Here is a 17,759-nt window from a genome sequence, read left to right on the forward strand (position 1 = left end):
TAATGGGTTTGAAATTTAATTGGGTAAGCCCAAGTTATTCTGAAGAAGAAATAAAAAATTTAAAAAATACTTATAATTTAACGGATATGCAAGCTAAATTTCTTTTAGCAAGAAATATAAAAAAAGTAAATCAAATTAAAGAATACTTAATTGGCGACTACGATGAGGGCTTTGACCCATTTTTAATGAGTGATATGCAAATCGCAGTTGAAAGAATACACAAAGCTATTGAAAATGAAGAAAAAATTTTAGTTTATGGCGATTATGATGCAGATGGTATAACTTCTACTGTACTTTTATTAGAAACTTTATTATCTTTGGGAGCTAATGCTTCGTCATACATACCCAATAGATTTACAGAGGGATATGGTCCTAATAAAGAAGCATTTAAAAATATTATAGAATCTGGAATTAGCCTTATAATAACTGTAGATAATGGAATAGCTGGTATTGAAGAAGTTGATTATGCTAATTCTATTGGTTGTGATGTTATTATTACAGACCACCATAAGATACAAGATAGGCTTCCCAACGCTTACGCTATAATTCATCCAGAACATCCAGACTTTAATTATCCATTTGGCAAATTAGCAGGTGTAGGAGTTGCTTTTAAGTTAGCTCATGCACTTTTAGACATATATCCGGATTTTCTCTTAGACTTAGTAGCCATAGGCACTGTTGCTGATTTAGTTCCAATAGTTTCAGAAAATAGATTTTTTGTAAAACAAGGCTTAAATCTACTAAATGAAGATACAAGAATAGGACTAAAATTTTTATTGGATATTTCTAATCATTATGGAAACATTGATGAAGATACTATATCTTTTATTATAGCACCTAGATTAAATTCTATAGGTAGAATTTCTAGTGCTAGAGACGGTTTACTACTATTATCAACTGATGATAATAATACAGCTTATGAATTAGCTAAAAAAGTTGATAGCTTCAATATAGAAAGAAAAAAAATTACAGAAGATATTGTAAATGATATTAATAAAAAAATAAAAAATGATAAAAGAAATCTACTTGTTATCTATGAAGAAGGTTATCACGAAGGTGTTTTGGGGATAGTAGCGTCAAATATTTCAGAAAAATATAAAAAACCTGTTTTAGTTATGAATAGAGATAATAATAAATTAAAGGGGTCTGCTAGAAGTATCTATAACTTTAATATATATGAGGCTATGAACAAAATAAACACAATGTTTACTGCATTCGGCGGACATAGCATGGCAGCAGGCTTTTCAACATCAGTAGAATTTATAGATGAAATAGATAAGTCACTAAACGAAGAATACAATAATTATTTAAGTAATTTTGACTTTAAATTAGAAAAAAATGTTGATTTAAAAATAGACTATAATAATATTAGTTATCAATTAATAAATGAATTAGATAAATTTAAACCTTTTGGAATGAATTTTGAAAAACCAGTAATTGTGGTTGAAAATATCAATGTTTTAGAGAAAATTGAATTTGGAGCTAATAATCAGTATTTAAAACTATTAATTGGTAATAATAATAATAAAATTGAATGTATAAGTTTTAAAGATAATGAAATTTTTAAAGAAATAAATTCAGGCGACATAATTAATATTATGTTTAATTTGAATAAAAATTATTTTAACGGAAGAACAAAATTACAAATAAATTTAATAGATATTGAGAAAAAAGATTATATTTTTAGAAATTTAACAAATAATAATTTAGACTTTAATTCTTTTCCAAAAAATGAATTGAAAATTTCTAGAAATTATAATGATACGATTAATAATTACTATCTATACAAAGATTTACATAAAATAAATCAAAATTTTGATATTATAAATATACTTGAACTACCCAACAATAAACAATTTATTTTTGATTTATTAAATTTAAATCCGAAAAAAGTAAATATATGTTGCTTAGAAGGAGAAGCTAAATATAAAAAATATAGAATAGATAAGGAAAAATTAATAAAATTTTACAATATAATTTTAAAAATTAAAACTCTTAATCTAAATACTAAAGAAAGTATTAGCAAAATGATAAACTTATTAGAAACCAATATTGCTAGTTTAAAAATTATGATACAAATTTTTATAGAACTAAATCTAATAAAATTAGATAAAAATATAATTTATTTACTATCTGATAATACAGATGTAGATTTAAAAATTTCTAAAACATATAATGCAATGATAGAAAGATTTGAAATAGAAAAATTATTATTAGAAGAAGATATATCAACAATAAATAATTATTTTATGTAAAATTAAATAATAAAATAAGATTTTAAAAATTATTTTGCCATTTATTTATTAATATAGTATAATTTAATAGTTAAAATCATAAGTTTTATATTAGGAGAAGGACAAATGAACTTAGAAAAATATATATCAATAGTAGAAAACTGGCCAAAGGAAGGGATTAGTTTTAAAGATATTACAACTCTTATGGCAGACGGAGAAGCCTATAAATATGCAACGGATAAAATTGTAGAATATGCCAGAGAAAAAAAAGTTGATGTTATTGTAGGCCCAGAAGCTAGAGGATTTATTATTGGTTGCCCTGTAGCTTATGCTCTTGGTATAGGATTTATACCAGTAAGAAAACCAAATAAATTACCTAGAGAAGTAATCAGCTATGAATATGATTTAGAGTATGGAAGCAACACACTTACTATGCATAAAGATGCAATTAAACCAGGGCAAAGAGTTTTAATTACAGATGATTTGTTGGCCACTGGTGGGACAATAGAGGCAACTATTAAATTAGTAGAAAAATTAGGAGGAATTGTAGTAGGAATTGCCTTTTTAATAGAGTTAGACGGTCTAAACGGTTTTGACAAATTAAAAGACTATGATGTTTTAACTTTATTAACAATGTAATCACTAGCAAAATATTATGAAATTCAATTTAATTAAAAAAAAATATTTAAAAGATATAGACACTACTGCGTTTGTCTATGAACATAAAAAAACAAAAGCAAGATTAATATTTTTCAATAATAATGATGAAAATAAATCTTTTAGCATTACATTTAAAACTATACCAAATAGTGATAATGGTATATTTCATATTTTAGAACATTCTGTACTTTGTGGTTCAAAAAAATATCCCGTTAAAGAACCTTTTGTAGAACTTATAAAGGGTTCTTTTAATACATTCATAAATGCAATGACCTTCGCTGATAAAACAATGTACCCCGTATCTTCAAAAAATGATGAAGATTTGAAAATACTCATGGATATTTATCTGGATGCTGTATTTAACCCTCAATTATTAGAAAATGACAAAATTTTAAAACAAGAGGGATGGCATTATCACTTAGAAAACAAGGATGATAAACTTGAATTTAAAGGTGTAGTTTATAATGAAATGAAAGGCGCATATTCTTCTGTTGATGAAATAATTGATATGCACATTACAGAACAATTATATAGTGATACTCCTTATAAATATTCTTATGGAGGTAAACCAGAAAAAATTGTTGAACTAACACAAGAAGAATTTATAAATACATATAAATATTGTTATCACCCAAGTAATTCATACATTTTCTTATATGGAAATTTAAACATTGAAGATTATTTAGAAAAAATAGACTTATACTTAGCTAATTACGAATTTAAAGATTATAGTAATTATTTGATTAATGAACAAAAAAACTTTATTGAAAAACCAGTAGAAAAAACTTATTATACTGAATATCCAAAAGATAAAAATTATGTTACTATAAACTTTTTAATAGGGTCTAATTTAGAAAATAATTTAATAAATAGTATAAATGTAATAGATGAAATATTACTAGGAAACAATAATACAAATTTTAGAAAATATTTTATTGATAAAGGAATATGTGAAGATTTATATGGATATATGCAAAGAGATAAGGCAGAAGTAGCATATTCTATTATTTTTAAAAATGTAAAAGATGAATATGTAGGTAAGATAGAATTTTTATACAAAGACGCTTTACAAAAAGAATTAAAAAATAAATTTAATAAAGAACAAATTCAATCTATCATAAATAAAAATATCTTTACAATAAAAGAAGAAGTCAATAAAACCAGTTCTCCAAAAGGGGTAAGCTACGCTATAAGAGCCTTGAAAAATTGGTTGTATGGTAATGACCCTTTGGAACTATTTGATTATGATAAAACAATAAAATTCTTAGAAAAAAATTTACAAGATGAAAAATATGAATACATAGCCAATAAATTTTTATTAGAAAACAATAAAAAATCTATTATAAAAATATTAGCAACTAATAATAAAGAAGAAGAACAATCATTAAAAGCTTATAAAAATTCTCTATCAGAAGAAGCTATTAGTAAAATTATTTCTGATACAAAATCCTTAGTTAAGTGGCAAAATACAGAAGACGACAAAGAAGCTCTCGACAAAATAAAGAGTGTTGATGCTAAATCTGTAACTATAAAAAATCCATTTAAGCCTACATTTTTTAATGAAGTTAATGCTATTAAATATGCACATTACGACATTAAGACTTCAAATATAGTTTATTCTAAGTTTATTTTTGATATTACTAATCTTAGTAGAGAAGAATTAAATTATGCGGCATTGCTAACTCATTTACTATTTAAGATAAATACTAAAAATAAAACAGAATTAGAAGTAAATACAGAAATAGATACTTATTTAGGGGATATTAATTCTAGTATTAGTATTATGCAAGATGAAAAATCAGCTGATATAAAAATAAAATTTGTAGTTTTTGCTAAAAACTTAGTAACCAATTCAAACAAATTAGCGAATATTTTATTAGAAAATACACTTAATTATGATTTTTCAAATAAACAAAATATTTCAAATGTTTTATTAGAATTTAAACTAAACTTAGAAACTCAACTAAAAGAATATGGTCATACTTTTGTAAATAGAAGAATAGCTAGCTATATGAGTTTAAAAAATATGTTATTTGAACAAATAAATGGTTATGATTTTTATATTTTTATTAGTAATGTACTTAAAAATATTAACGAAGATTTCGATAATACATATAATAATTTGACAAATATAGCAGAAAAAATATTTAATAAAAATAATTTAATTATAAGTACAACTTGCTCTAAAGAAGATAATATCATTTTTAATGAACATATTTCAAATTATGTAAACTTTTTAAAAGAAGATGCAATTTTAGCTAACACGTCTAAAATTAATTTTGAAAAAAAAGAAAAAAATTATTCAGAAGCATTTTACTTTAATACTCTAGTTCAGTATGTTGGTATGGGCTTTGATGAATTTGAAAATTATTCAGGTAGTCTTTTAGTTTTAAGACATATAATTAATTTTGATTATTTATGGAATAATGTTAGAGTTAAAGGTGGAGCTTATGGGTCTGGCATTAATATAAATAAATTTAAAGAACTGTCTTTTTGGTCATATAGAGACCCTAATTTTGAAAATACTTTAAATGTGTATAAAAATACTGCCGACTATATAAAAAATCTAAATTTAAACGATAAAGAATTAAATAAATATATAATAGGAACGCTGAATAGTTTTAATCAATTAATGTCACCTATTGAAAAATCTACTTTTTCTCTAAATCATTATATTAATAATTATGATTACAAAGAATTTGATAAAATCGTAGAAGAAATAAAATCTACTACTTTAGAAGATTTAATAAAATTAGCAAAAATATTTGACAGTAATAATAAAAATTATATATGTGTTCTTACTACAAAAGAAAAAGCAACAGCTAATAGTGAGTTGTTTTCTAAAATTATAGAAATAAATTAATGAAAGGATAATTAATAATTATGAGAGTTAGAAACAAATCAAATGCACTACCTAGATTAGAAAATAATCCTTTTGTTTTTATTGAACCAAAAAATAATAAAAATAAGTGGAAAGATATTTTTAAAAATAATAGTCCTATTCACTTAGAAGTAGGGACAGGTAAGGGGAAATTCATATTTAATCTAGCAAAAAAATTTCCTGAAATTAACTTTATTGCTTTAGAAACACAACCAACTGTATTAAGTTTTCTTTTGGATAAAATAGAAGAAGAGGAAATTTCTAATCTAAGATTACTACTAGCAGATGCTAATAATTTAACAGAATATTTCGGAAAAGAAGAAATTGACAAACTATATCTTAATTTTTCTGACCCTTGGCCTAAAAAAAGACACGAAAAGAGAAGGCTAACCTTTAAAACTTTTCTTACTCAATATTCAGAAATTTTAAATAAGGAAAAAAGAATTGCTCAAAAAACTGATAATATGAATTTATTTGAATATAGTTTATTTAGTTATTCAAATTTTGGGTTCACTATTGATAAAATTTCACTCGATTTAACGAATAGTAAATATGAAAGTGATAATGTACATACAGAGTACGAAGATAAATTTATAACTAAGGGCAATAAAATATATTATGTAGAAGTAGTAAAAACAATTATATAAGTGTTGATTTTTACAATAAATTTAATTATAATTATTAAGTAATAAACTTAAAGGAGCAATAAAATGATTTCAGTTAATGATTTTAAAACAGGTATTACTATTGAAGTAGACGGTAATATTTGGAAAGTATTAGAATTTCAACATGTTAAACCAGGTAAAGGTGCTGCCTTTGTACGATCTAAATTAAGAAATCTAAGAACTGGGGCTGTTAATGATAAAACATTTAGAGCTGGTGAAAAAGTTGCAAAAGCTTTAATTACTAACGAAAAAATGTCATATCTTTATGCTACAGGTGATAATTATATTTTCATGAACAATGAAACATACGAACAAATTGAAATTCCAGAATCCAATATTAAATATGAACTAAATTTCTTAAAAGAAAATATGGAAGTTTCTATTCTTATGTATGGTAGCGAAATTCTTGGAGTTGATTTACCAACTACGGTAGAATTAGAAGTTACACAAACAGAACCAGGAGTTAAAGGAGATACAGCTACTGGTGCTACTAAATCTGCTACTGTCGAAACAGGATATACTTTACAAGTCCCTCTATTTGTAAAAGAGGGAGATGTTTTAGTAATAAATACATCTGAAGGATATTATGTATCTCGAGCATAAACAAGGATTGATTAATCCTTCTTTTTATTATTTTTAGGTGATTAATTTCATCTTGAAATAATAATTTTGACAATACCAGAAGTTTTTTTATTAAAATTAAGAAAAATTATTGTTATATTTAATAATATGTGCTATACTGATAACTGTGTATGTAGTAAATGTTATGAATAAACTATTTCCAAAAAGGAGGATTAATTCATGGCAAAAGTTTGTTACGTTACTGGGCGTAAAGCACGTTCAGGAAATACTCGTTCACATGCAATGAACGCTACAAAAAGAAGATTTAAAGCTAACTTACAAAAAGTAACTATTTTAGTTGACGGAGAACCTAAAAAAGTTTGGGTTTCTGCCCGTGCTTTAAAATCTGGAAAAGTGCAACGTGTATAATTAAACACAAGACTAACTTTAAACTATCTAAGATTTCTTAGATAGTTTTTTACTTTGCTTTCATTTGAAGCTATAAGAAATGCTAAATTAAGTCAAGATAAATAATCTTGGCTTTTTATTTTGAATATTATATAAATTTATAGTATGATATAATTATTCGCATAATACATATTATATGTATAAATGAAAAAGATAAAGGTGGAGAAAACAATGAACCAAAAAGATTATTATAAAAAAAAAATAAATAATAATATAAAAAATTTTCCAGAATATATAGAAGATTTTTTTGATACTTTCTATGACATTTTATCACCTCTAACTCTACATCGCTATTTAGAAACTTATCATTCATTTTTAAATTGGTTAATAACTGAATGTATTTCTGAAGCTGATAATATTAAATCGGTAAAAATATCTACCTTAGAAAATTTATCAAAAAAAGAAATGGAATCATATTTCAAAAAATTAGCTCGTGAAGAAATAAATGGAAAATATCGTTCTCAAACTACAATAAATAATTATAAAGCCGCCATGCGTTCATTATATAAATTTTTAACAATTACCAGTGAAAATGAATTAGGAAAATCCTACTTTGAAAGAAATGTAATGTTAAAAATTCCTATTAACAGAGTAAAAGAAACATTATCATCTAGGTCAAAAAAAATATCAGAAAAAATATTTTTAGATTCTCAAGATGATGAATTTTTAAATTATATAGAATTTGAATATGAAAAAACTTTATCTAAACATGCCAAAACATTCTTTTTAAGAGATAAAAATCGAGATATAGCTATTTTAACTTTATTTTTAAGAAGCGGTATTAGGGTTAACGAACTAGCTAATTTAAAAATTAAAGATATTGACTTTAAAAATTCTGAAATTAATGTAATTAGAAAAGGTGGAAAATACGACACTGTAATAATTACAGATTCTGCTATTAAAAAAATTAAAAATTACTTAACTACTCTACCTTTAGAATTAGGTAGGGAAGATAATTTGTTTGTAACTAAAAATAAAAAAGGTATCTCTATTAGAAGCATACAAAAATTAGTTATGAAATATACTGAAAGTTATAATATACCTATGTCCCCTCATAAATTAAGGCATAGCTACGGTACTAAACTTGCCCAAAAAACAAATGGAAATATACCAATAATAATGACACAAATGGGTCATTCAAGTAGCGAAACTTCCATTCTATATATAAACGAATCAAAGAAAATAATTAAAAAATCCATTGAAAAATTAGATGAATAATTTATATAAAGATTTCTTCATTTAAAATACAATTAATAAAATAAAAATAATAAATTATACTTACTTTACCAAAAAATATAAGTATAATTTATTATTTTTTATTTCTAAAATTATTTTTAAAAATTATCTTATATAGTAAAATAAAAAATATTTAGTGCAGATTTTTTTATTCACACTAAATATTATATTTTCATTATTTAAAAACATGTATAGAATTTTTAAAATATTCTATTCCAGATAATATAGTTAAAATTACAGATATCCATAAAATTATATTATCTAAAGCTATTCCTAAGTTATTAAAAATAGGATTCCCCAGTAAAATAAGTATTATTGCTACAAGTTGAGTTATAGTTTTTAATTTACCTAACAAACCAGCTGCTATTACCTCCCCTTGTTCAACTGCTAACATTCTTAAACCAGTAACAGCAAATTCTCTAGCAATAACACAAACAACCATCCAACTAGGTATCATAGCTAGTTCTACCATTACAATAAAGGCACTTCCTACCAATAATTTATCAGCTAACGGGTCTAAAAATTTACCAATATTAGTAACTAAGTTATATTTTCTAGCCAGATATCCATCTAAAAAATCTGTAATTGAAGCGAATATAAATATTATTGCTGCTATAAATATATTATAACTTATACTTCTTCCTCCTAATATTGTAACTTTACCACTTATATTGAAGAGTAAGAAGAAGATAAATACTGGTATTAAAATTGTTCTAAAAAATGTTATTTTATTTGGTAAATTTGTTCCCATAATATACAACTTTATCCTTACACTAATTTTTAATAATTTATCTTTGAAATTTTATTTGATTCATACTTTAATTGATTATACCATAAATATTTTTATTCAACAACTTAACTATTGATTATTTTCTGCAAATTCTGGTTCTAAAAATACTTTTCTTGGCTTGCTTCCATCAGCAGCTCCTATATAGCCGTCTTCTTCTAGGGTCTCTATGATTCTTGCCGCCCTATTATATCCAATTTTGAATCTTCTTTGCAATAATGAAGCTGAAGCCTTTTGAGTTTTTGCTATGAAAAGTAATACTTCTTTATATAGAGGGTCTACTTCATCAGACTTTCCTGCTTCTCTTAATGAATTTTCTGATGGTTTCATGCTAGGGTCGTAATCAGTTTTAGACTGATTTTTTATAAAGTCTACAATATTTTCTACTTCTAAATCAGATAAAAAAGCTCCTTGCAATCTCACAGGCTTGCTAGATTCTGCTGATTGAAATAGCATATCCCCCCTTCCTAGTAAAGTTTCTGCCCCTGCTTTATCTAAGATAGTTCTTGAATCTATACTAGAACTTACAGCAAAAGAAATACGAGATGGTATATTTGATTTTATTACTCCAGTTATAACGTCAACCGATGGTCTTTGGGTAGCTATTATTAAATGTATACCAGCAGCCCTTGCCATTTGAGTTATTCTAGCAATTGACTCTTCTACTTCTTTTGAAGCAACTAGCATTAAATCTGCTAATTCATCAATAATAATAACTATGTATGGTAATTCTTTATATTCTTCATCTTCTTGTGCTATTTTGTTATAACCCTCAATATTTTTAACTCTGGCAATAGAAAATTCTTTGTATCTTCTTTCCATTTCTAAAACTACCTTATATAAAACATCAGCAGCTTTTAAAGGATTAGTTACTACTGGCGTTAACAGATGTGGTATCCCATCATAAATAGATAATTCTACCATTTTTGGATCAATCATTATCAATTTAACCTTATCTGGTTTATTTTTTAATAAAATACTTGTTATAATGGTATTTATACAAACAGACTTACCACTACCAGTAGACCCTGCAACTAAAAGATGGGGCATCTTATCCAATCTTGCAAAAATAGATTCTCCAGAAACATCTTTTCCTAAAGTAACCGATAAGGGGGAAGCGTCATTTCCATTAACAAAAACTTCTTTCATGGTTACCAACTGATTAACACTATTGGGTATTTCAATTCCTATTAGAGATTTGCCAGGTATCGGTGCTTCAATTCTAACATCTTTAGCTGCTAAATTTAAGGAAATATCATTACTCAAATTAATTATTTTACTAACCTTGGTACCAGGAGTCGGCATAATTTGAAATTGAGTTATTGATGGACCTACTATAGCTTTTACAATTTTTACCTCTACTCCAAAATTTTTAAATGTATTTTTTAAAATCTTAGATTTATTAACTATATCTTCTTTTGAAATTTTTTTATTCTCTACTGGGTCTTTTAACAATGAAAGCGGCGGTAAAGTATAATGTTCATAATCATTTACTGCTTCATAATTTAATTTTTCTTCTTTTTTAGAAGTATTATAATTATTATCTTTTAAATTATCCTCTTTTATTAAGTCCTCTTTTTTAAAATCATTTATTGATATTTCTAAATCAATATCTTTAATTTCATCATAATAAGTATTTATTTTATCAGCTTCATCTAATTCTTTGGTAAATTCAACTTCTTCGTTTTCTAAATATAAATTCTTTTTAGATGATATACTAGTTATCAAACTAGAAATTTTATCTGGGAATAATTTATTTATATACATTATTATGGTAAATATAAATAGAGATATAGCTAATATCAAGGCTCCATAATAAGATAATAAGTAAACTACTAGCTTACTTTGAAAATAAAAAATTTTTCCCCCTCCTAAAAAAGAATTATAGTTTTCAGAAACATAAAAATACGAAAATAAGTTATAATTACTAGATTTGTAAAAAAATAATTCTAATATTAAAGAAAATAAAAAAATAATAACTACTACATATATTTTATTATGTAAACTTTTTTTAAATATAGAAAATATTACGCTAGAGAAAACTATTAAATATAAAATATAGCTTGAACTACCTAATAAATATTTAATAAAATTATCAAAAGTTTGACCTAGCCAACCCATTCTTAAAGTTGTTATTGTAGTTATAGCAATAAGAACTATGTAAATAAAAAAATTATAAAAACTGGTATTATTTTCTTTGAAATTTAAAAATAACTTATAAACTGAAGTTGATTTTTTTTTTGATTTTATTTTTTTATTTTTTTTCAACCTATTTTTTGACAAAATATCACCTGCTTTCAATATTTTCTATAATTATAGATTCTGTGGGACATGAATCATAACATTCTAATAACAAAGATTTGAATTTATCATCTACTGTCTTTATCATCTTGTTGTTATCCAATTTGCAAAATGCAATACCGTCTTCATCACATTCATAAATTTCAGGGCAAATAGAATAGCAATTGCCACAAGATATACAAGTTTCTCTATTTACTTTAGTTCTCAAATTTATAAACTCCCTAAATAATCCACTAATTTATCAATAGCTTCTCTTCTGTGGCTTATACTATTTTTTTCTTCTGCTGAAATTTCTGCAAATGTTTTATTTAAACTATCAACAAAAAATATAGGGTCATAACCAAAGCCTTGAGTTCCTATTTTCTTTGTTAATATTTTCCCCTTACATTCACCTCTAAAACTTGCCCTTTTACCATCTGAATGAACAATACTTATAACACATACATATTTAGCTGGCGATTCTTTACCATTCAAATTTTTTAAAACTTGTTTAATATTGCTTTCATCTGTTTGCTCCTTAGAATATCTTGCAGAATAGACACCAGGTTCATTATTAAGTAATTCAACACAAAGACCACTATCATCTGCTATAGTATCTTTGCCAGAAAATTTAGAAACTATTTTGGCTTTTTTTAAAGAATTTTCTTCAAATGTTGGCATATCTTCTATAATTTCATCTTTAAAGCCTATATCATCTAATGTCAAAATTGTGTAATCTTTTAAGATATTTCTTATCTCCATTAATTTATGCTTGTTATTAGTTGCTAAAACTAATTCTTTTTTCATAAATTTCTCCTTATTTATAATTCAACCACTTCTATACAAATATTTTCATTTAACCATTTATTTGCTGTTTTTTTAAACTCATTACTATCCTTAGAAATAAAAAATTTATGGTCTTCTTTTTCTTTCTTATTGTGAATTTTTAAAAAAGTAAGAATCATACTTACTTCACGAGCAGTTTCTATTCCAGAAGATATAACTTTAATTTTATTCTTATAGTAACTTTCAATATCTTTTTGTAAAATTGGATAGTGAGTACAACCCAGTATTATTGTATCTATATCTAAGTTTTTAGTTTCAAGTAATTCATTATTTAATAACTTAAAAACCTTTTCTTTGTCATTATAATTCTCTTTTTCAACAAAAGAAACAAAAGTTATACAAGCCTTATTATGAACTATGATATTTTTATTTATATTATGAATTTCTTTTGTATATGCTTTTGACTTAGCTGTAAAATTTGTTCCTAAAACTAAAACTTTTTTATTATTTGTAGCTTGAATTGCTGTTCTTGCTCCTGGTTTAATAACTCCAATAATTGGAATATTATACTTTCCCTCTAAATAATCTAAAGATGCAGCAGTTGCAGTATTACAAGCTAAAACTATCATCTTAACATCTTTTGATATTAAAAATTTAACAGCTTTTTCTGTATATTTTAAAATTTCTTGCTGACTTTTATCACCGTAGGGACAATTTTTCACATCACCAAAAAAATATATAGTTTCATTAGGTAGTTGTCTTATTATTTCCTTAACAACTGTAATTCCCCCCACTCCACTATCAAAAACACCAATAGGTCTATTCATTATTTTTATCCCCTTCAAAAGAATTAAGAATACTCTCTAATTCTAAAATTTTATTATACGATTTTGTTTCTATACCTGAATACTCTTTAAGAATTATATTTATAAATCTAAATACTATATTAATTTCGCTATCATCTAAATGTATTTTTTCCAAAATATTTACAGAATTATTAGATAGAATATATATTAATTGTATTAATTTATTATCCAATTTAAAAAAACTATTATTACATTCTTCTACATCTATAAACATATTTTTTGAAAAAGAATATCCCGCATAATTTTTATTAGTTTTTAAATATTTAAATACAAATCCCTCATATTTTAAAAATAAAATTATAAAATAAATATTTGATAATTTTTCATCAATCTTATCTTCATTTATTAAATCAAGTAAATTATTAAGTAATTTATAAAAATAAGGATTTAATAATTGATTATATCCTATTATTTCTATTATATTTTTTATATAACTTGACTTTTTAATATCATAAATAATATTAGAAAAATAATTGTCTACGTCTAAATTTATTATTTTATTCATTCCACTTGTACGAAAAAATGAAGTTGTTACCAAAGTTGGAATAAACAATTTATTTTTTTTCTTATTCTTATTTACATTTTCATAAAAAAAACTTTCTACAAGCCCGTTTTCTGTAAATATATGTACTATTTCATGGTAATCTTTATAAGGAATTTTTTTTATTACAATACCTTTTAAGATAGCATTTTTAGCCAAAGACATCATCTCTATATCCTAGGTCTTTAATAAGATTTAGTTTTCTTCTCCAATTATCTATAACCTTTACCCAAAGTTCTAAAAATATTTTTTCTCCTAATAGCTCTTCAATATCCCGTCTTGCTAGCTGACCAATTTTTTTTATCATTTGTCCTTGCTTACCTATAATCATACCTTTTTGAGATTTTCTTTCTACTATTATAGAAGCAATAATTTGTTTTTTTAAATCTTTTTCTGATGATATTTTATCAATAACAACGGCTATTGAATGAGGTATTTCTTGACTTGTAAGTTGCAGAACTTTTTCCCTAATAAATTCTGAAATTATAAAATATTCTGGACTATCAGTAATAACATCGTCAGGATACATCTTAATGCTATAAGTTAAATATTTTTTAGTTACATCTAACAAATTATCAATGTTAATTGATTTTAAAGCTGATATGGGTATAATTTCAACAAAATCATGTAAATCTTTATAGAAATTTATTATTTTAAAAAGATTTTCTCTATCAATTAAGTCTATTTTATTTAATATTAAAAAAGTAGGAACATTAAGTTCTTTTATAATATTAATTATTCTTTCGTCGCCTCTGCCATATTCATCTAAAACATTAACTATAAGATACACTATTTCTGATTCTTTTATAGCACTATTAGCTAATTTCATCATATAGTCCCCAAGTTTATGTTTTGGTTTATGAATACCTGGAGTATCTATAAAAACAATTTGAGCATCATCATCAGTATATACACCATTAATAATATTTCTCGTAGTTTGTGGTTTGTCTGACATTATTGCTATTTTTTGATTTAGGATATTGTTAAGTAGTGTAGACTTCCCAGCGTTGGGACGACCTATTATTGTAATAAAACCTGTTTTTATTAAATTTTCATTCATAATCATCACTTTCTATCTAGTAAGTCCATATTTTTCTAAAATTTCTTTTTGCTTAGTAAACATTTCTATTTCATCTTCTTTTGTTGCATGGTCATAACCCAATAAGTGTAAAAATCCATGAACAGCTAAAAATCCTAACTCTCTTTCTAAAGAATGTTCATATTCTTTTGCTTGTTCTTTTGCTATTTCAAAACAAATTATAATATCACCTATGTAATTATCCTGTTCGCCACCAATAATTTCCAATTCATCTTCTACATCATCATTTAAGGCAAAAGAAATTACATCGGTTGGTCTATCAATTCCCCTATATTCCTTATTTATTTTGTGTATTTGTTCTATATCCACGATAGATAATGAAAATTCCGTTTTTGATTTATTTATATTTTCATAATCTGCAGCAATACCTAGTAATTCTACTAACATATTTTTAGTTTCAAACTCAAGTATATTAGAATCATCTATAATTTCTACAAAAGACATACATACTCCTTTTTTATAATAACTTATTGTAAATTATATTATACTTTAAAATAAAAATCCAATAGTAGTAAAAACAAAAGTTTTTACTACTATCAAATTCTTATTAAAATATATTTATAATGTTTTCTTGCTCATCAATATCTATTTTTATGGCATTTGGAATCTTAGGTAAACCAGGCATTGTTAGTATTTTATTTGTATAGACTACTATAAATCCTGCTCCTGATTTTAATTTTACATCTGTTATTTTAACTATAAAATCTGATGGTCGCCCTTTTATACTTGGGTCATCAGAAAGTGATAAAGGTGTTTTTGCCATACAGATAGGCAAATCAGAAAAGCCTAATTTATTAATATTATTAATTTCTTTTAAGGATTCTGCATTTACATCTATTCCGCTTGCTCCATAAATTTCTTTACATATTATTTCTATTTTTTCTAAAATAGTTTTTTCATCAGAATATAATAATTCAAATTTTTTATTATTATTTTCTACTGACTCAACTACTTTATTAGCCAAATCTTCTGCTCCCAAGCTTCCTTTAGCAAATACTTTTGTTTCTGATATTACAACATTATTTTCTTCTGCCCAAGCTTTAACAACTTCTAATTCGGCTTGTGTGTCAGTTGAGAAAACATTTAAAGCTACAACTACAGGTAAATTAAATTTATTTATATTTTCTATGTGTTTTTCCAAGTTTGGAAGTCCCTTTTTTATTGCTTCTAAATTTTCAAGAGTTAATTCATTTGCACTTATTCCTCCATGAAGTTTTAAGGCTCTAATAGTTGCTACAATTACCACAGCTTTTGGAACAATACCAGCTTTTCTACATTTAATATTTAAGAATTTTTCAGCCCCTAAATCAGCTCCAAATCCTGCTTCTGTTACTACATAATCGGCATATTTCATAGCTGTTTTTGTTGCAATAATAGAATTGCATCCATGAGCAATATTTGCAAAAGGTCCTCCATGAATAATAGCAGGATTATTTTCTAATGTTTGTACAATATTAGGTTTAATAGCATCTTTTAAAATTGCTGCTAATACTCCTTGAATTTCTAAATCTCCAACATATATAGGTTGGTTTTTTTTATTATAAGCCACAATTACATTTGAAAGTTTTTCTTTTAAATCTTTTAAATTTTCAGATAAACAAAGAATTGCCATAATTTCACTAGCAACAGTAATATCAAAATGGTCGCTTCTTTGTTGTCCATTATTAGCAGTAGCAACTTCAATATGACGTAAGGCTCTATCATTCATGTCTAAAGCACGATTAAATACAACCCTATCAATACCTAATTCATTACCCTGAAAAATATGATTATCAATTACAGCAGAAATAGTATTATTAGCTGTCGTAACTGCGTGCATATCTCCCGTAAAATGCAAATTAATATCTTCCATAGGAACTACCTGAGCATAACCTCCACCAGCAGCTCCACCCTTCATACCCAAAACTGGTCCCAAAGAAGGTTCTCTTAGTGCAACACAAGATTTTTTACCAATTCTATTTAATCCGTCAGATAAACCTATTGTAACTGTTGATTTACCCTCGCCACTAGCTGTAGGATTTATTGCAGTAACTAAAACAAGATTAGACTTTGGATTTGTAGACAATTTATCTATTTTAATTTTTGCCTTGTAATCCCCATAAAGAATTAACTCATCACGAGAAACTCCTAACTTTTCTGCTACCTTGCAAATTTTTTCTTTCTTACTTTCTATTGAAATTTGAAAATCTGTTTTCATCTATAAACTCTCCTATATAGTATTATAATATGTTTTTAAAATTTTGTTGCCTTAACGCCTCATATAATACCATTGCTACGGTATTAGATAAATTTAACGACCTTACTTTATCAGTAATAGGTATTCTTAAAGTTTTATTATAGTACTCTTCTCTAAAAGAAGCGGGTAAACCTTTAGTTTCCCTACCAAATATAAAATATAATTCTTCATTATTTTCATTAGAAAAATCAAAATTTGAATAAGTTTCACTTCCAAATTTTGTTATTAAAAAATAGTTTTTATCACTTGTATTCTTCAAAAAATCTTCTAAGCTATCCCATATAACTAAATCAAGATGCTCCCAATAGTCCAATCCTGCTCTTTTTAAATGTTTATCATCTATAGAAAAACCTAGGGGCATTATCAGGTGTAATCTAGCACCAGCTCCTACACATGTTCTTGCTACATTACCAGTATTAGCAGGTATCTCAGGTTGAAAAAGAACTATATTATTCATAT

General features: G+C 25.1%; 17 protein-coding genes. 7 read left to right on the forward strand and 10 right to left on the reverse strand.

The genetic code is table 11. The features are described from left to right. The first annotated feature begins 2 nt into the window (after nucleotides 1–2). From recJ to xerS, 7 genes are all read left to right on the forward strand, one after another. The gene (gene recJ / locus KMP12_RS02680; protein ID WP_215756195.1) at nucleotides 3–2,255 is read left to right on the forward strand and encodes a single-stranded-DNA-specific exonuclease RecJ; all 2,253 of its coding nucleotides are present in this window, start codon (nucleotides 3–5) and stop codon (nucleotides 2,253–2,255) included. A 105-nt stretch (nucleotides 2,256–2,360) separates the two neighbouring features. Continuing rightward, the gene (locus KMP12_RS02685; protein WP_215756196.1) at nucleotides 2,361–2,873 is read left to right on the forward strand and encodes an adenine phosphoribosyltransferase; all 513 of its coding nucleotides are present in this window, start codon (nucleotides 2,361–2,363) and stop codon (nucleotides 2,871–2,873) included. A gap of 16 nt (nucleotides 2,874–2,889) precedes the next feature. Next, the gene (locus KMP12_RS02690; RefSeq protein ID WP_215756197.1) at nucleotides 2,890–5,757 is read left to right on the forward strand and encodes an insulinase family protein; all 2,868 of its coding nucleotides are present in this window, start codon (nucleotides 2,890–2,892) and stop codon (nucleotides 5,755–5,757) included. A gap of 20 nt (nucleotides 5,758–5,777) precedes the next feature. Next, nucleotides 5,778–6,422: a tRNA (guanosine(46)-N7)-methyltransferase TrmB gene (gene trmB / locus KMP12_RS02695; RefSeq protein WP_215756198.1), complete on the forward strand. Its 645-nt coding sequence runs from the start codon at nucleotides 5,778–5,780 to the stop codon at nucleotides 6,420–6,422. Between the two features lie 63 nt (nucleotides 6,423–6,485). Beyond that, nucleotides 6,486–7,043: an elongation factor P gene (efp, locus tag KMP12_RS02700; RefSeq protein ID WP_215756199.1), complete on the forward strand. Its 558-nt coding sequence runs from the start codon at nucleotides 6,486–6,488 to the stop codon at nucleotides 7,041–7,043. 198 nt (nucleotides 7,044–7,241) lie between these two features. Then, nucleotides 7,242–7,430 carry a 50S ribosomal protein L28 gene (gene rpmB, locus KMP12_RS02705; protein WP_215756200.1) on the forward strand — a complete coding sequence of 63 codons (189 nt, stop codon included), beginning with the start codon at nucleotides 7,242–7,244 and terminating at the stop codon, nucleotides 7,428–7,430. A 210-nt stretch (nucleotides 7,431–7,640) separates the two neighbouring features. Beyond that, entirely contained in the window at nucleotides 7,641–8,687 is a 1,047-nt protein-coding gene (gene xerS, locus KMP12_RS02710; RefSeq protein ID WP_215756201.1) for a tyrosine recombinase XerS, read from the forward strand. 193 nt (nucleotides 8,688–8,880) lie between these two features. Here xerS and pgsA read toward each other — a convergent pair whose 3' ends face one another. From pgsA to trmL, 10 genes are all read right to left on the reverse strand, one after another. Next, a complete protein-coding gene (gene pgsA / locus KMP12_RS02715; RefSeq protein WP_215756202.1) occupies nucleotides 8,881–9,456 on the reverse strand; it encodes a CDP-diacylglycerol--glycerol-3-phosphate 3-phosphatidyltransferase in 576 nt (191 codons plus the stop codon). Between the two features lie 108 nt (nucleotides 9,457–9,564). Beyond that, on the reverse strand, nucleotides 9,565–11,775 hold the full coding sequence (locus KMP12_RS02720; protein ID WP_371821651.1) for a DNA translocase FtsK: 2,211 nt from the start codon (nucleotides 11,773–11,775) through the stop codon (nucleotides 9,565–9,567). Nucleotides 11,776–11,779: 4 nt separating this feature from the next. Beyond that, the gene (locus tag KMP12_RS02725) at nucleotides 11,780–12,001 is read right to left on the reverse strand and encodes a ferredoxin (RefSeq protein ID WP_215756203.1); all 222 of its coding nucleotides are present in this window, start codon (nucleotides 11,999–12,001) and stop codon (nucleotides 11,780–11,782) included. Between the two features lie 2 nt (nucleotides 12,002–12,003). Next, nucleotides 12,004–12,579, reverse strand: a complete 576-nt coding sequence (rdgB, locus tag KMP12_RS02730) for an RdgB/HAM1 family non-canonical purine NTP pyrophosphatase (protein WP_215756204.1) — start codon at nucleotides 12,577–12,579, stop codon at nucleotides 12,004–12,006. 14 nt (nucleotides 12,580–12,593) lie between these two features. Then, nucleotides 12,594–13,385 carry a glutamate racemase gene (gene racE / locus KMP12_RS02735; protein WP_215756205.1) on the reverse strand — a complete coding sequence of 264 codons (792 nt, stop codon included), beginning with the start codon at nucleotides 13,383–13,385 and terminating at the stop codon, nucleotides 12,594–12,596. Then, on the reverse strand, nucleotides 13,378–14,133 hold the full coding sequence (gene recO / locus KMP12_RS02740; RefSeq protein WP_215756206.1) for a DNA repair protein RecO: 756 nt from the start codon (nucleotides 14,131–14,133) through the stop codon (nucleotides 13,378–13,380). Before recO ends, racE begins: the two co-directional genes overlap by 8 nt. Continuing rightward, complete coding sequence (era, locus tag KMP12_RS02745; protein WP_215756207.1) at nucleotides 14,117–15,025, reverse strand: GTPase Era; 909 nt, start codon at nucleotides 15,023–15,025, stop codon at nucleotides 14,117–14,119. Before era ends, recO begins: the two co-directional genes overlap by 17 nt. Nucleotides 15,026–15,037: 12 nt before the next feature. After that, nucleotides 15,038–15,508, reverse strand: a complete 471-nt coding sequence (ybeY, locus tag KMP12_RS02750; protein ID WP_215756208.1) for an rRNA maturation RNase YbeY — start codon at nucleotides 15,506–15,508, stop codon at nucleotides 15,038–15,040. A 103-nt stretch (nucleotides 15,509–15,611) separates the two neighbouring features. After that, nucleotides 15,612–17,261: a formate--tetrahydrofolate ligase gene (locus tag KMP12_RS02755; RefSeq protein ID WP_215756209.1), complete on the reverse strand. Its 1,650-nt coding sequence runs from the start codon at nucleotides 17,259–17,261 to the stop codon at nucleotides 15,612–15,614. Nucleotides 17,262–17,283: 22 nt separating this feature from the next. Beyond that, the gene (gene trmL / locus KMP12_RS02760) at nucleotides 17,284–17,757 is read right to left on the reverse strand and encodes a tRNA (uridine(34)/cytosine(34)/5-carboxymethylaminomethyluridine(34)-2'-O)-methyltransferase TrmL (RefSeq protein ID WP_215756210.1); all 474 of its coding nucleotides are present in this window, start codon (nucleotides 17,755–17,757) and stop codon (nucleotides 17,284–17,286) included. Nucleotides 17,758–17,759: the final 2 nt, after the last annotated feature.

Origin of the sequence: Gemella sp. zg-1178 (assembly GCF_018790995.1) — a bacterium.
GTDB lineage: Bacteria > Bacillota > Bacilli > Staphylococcales > Gemellaceae > Gemelliphila.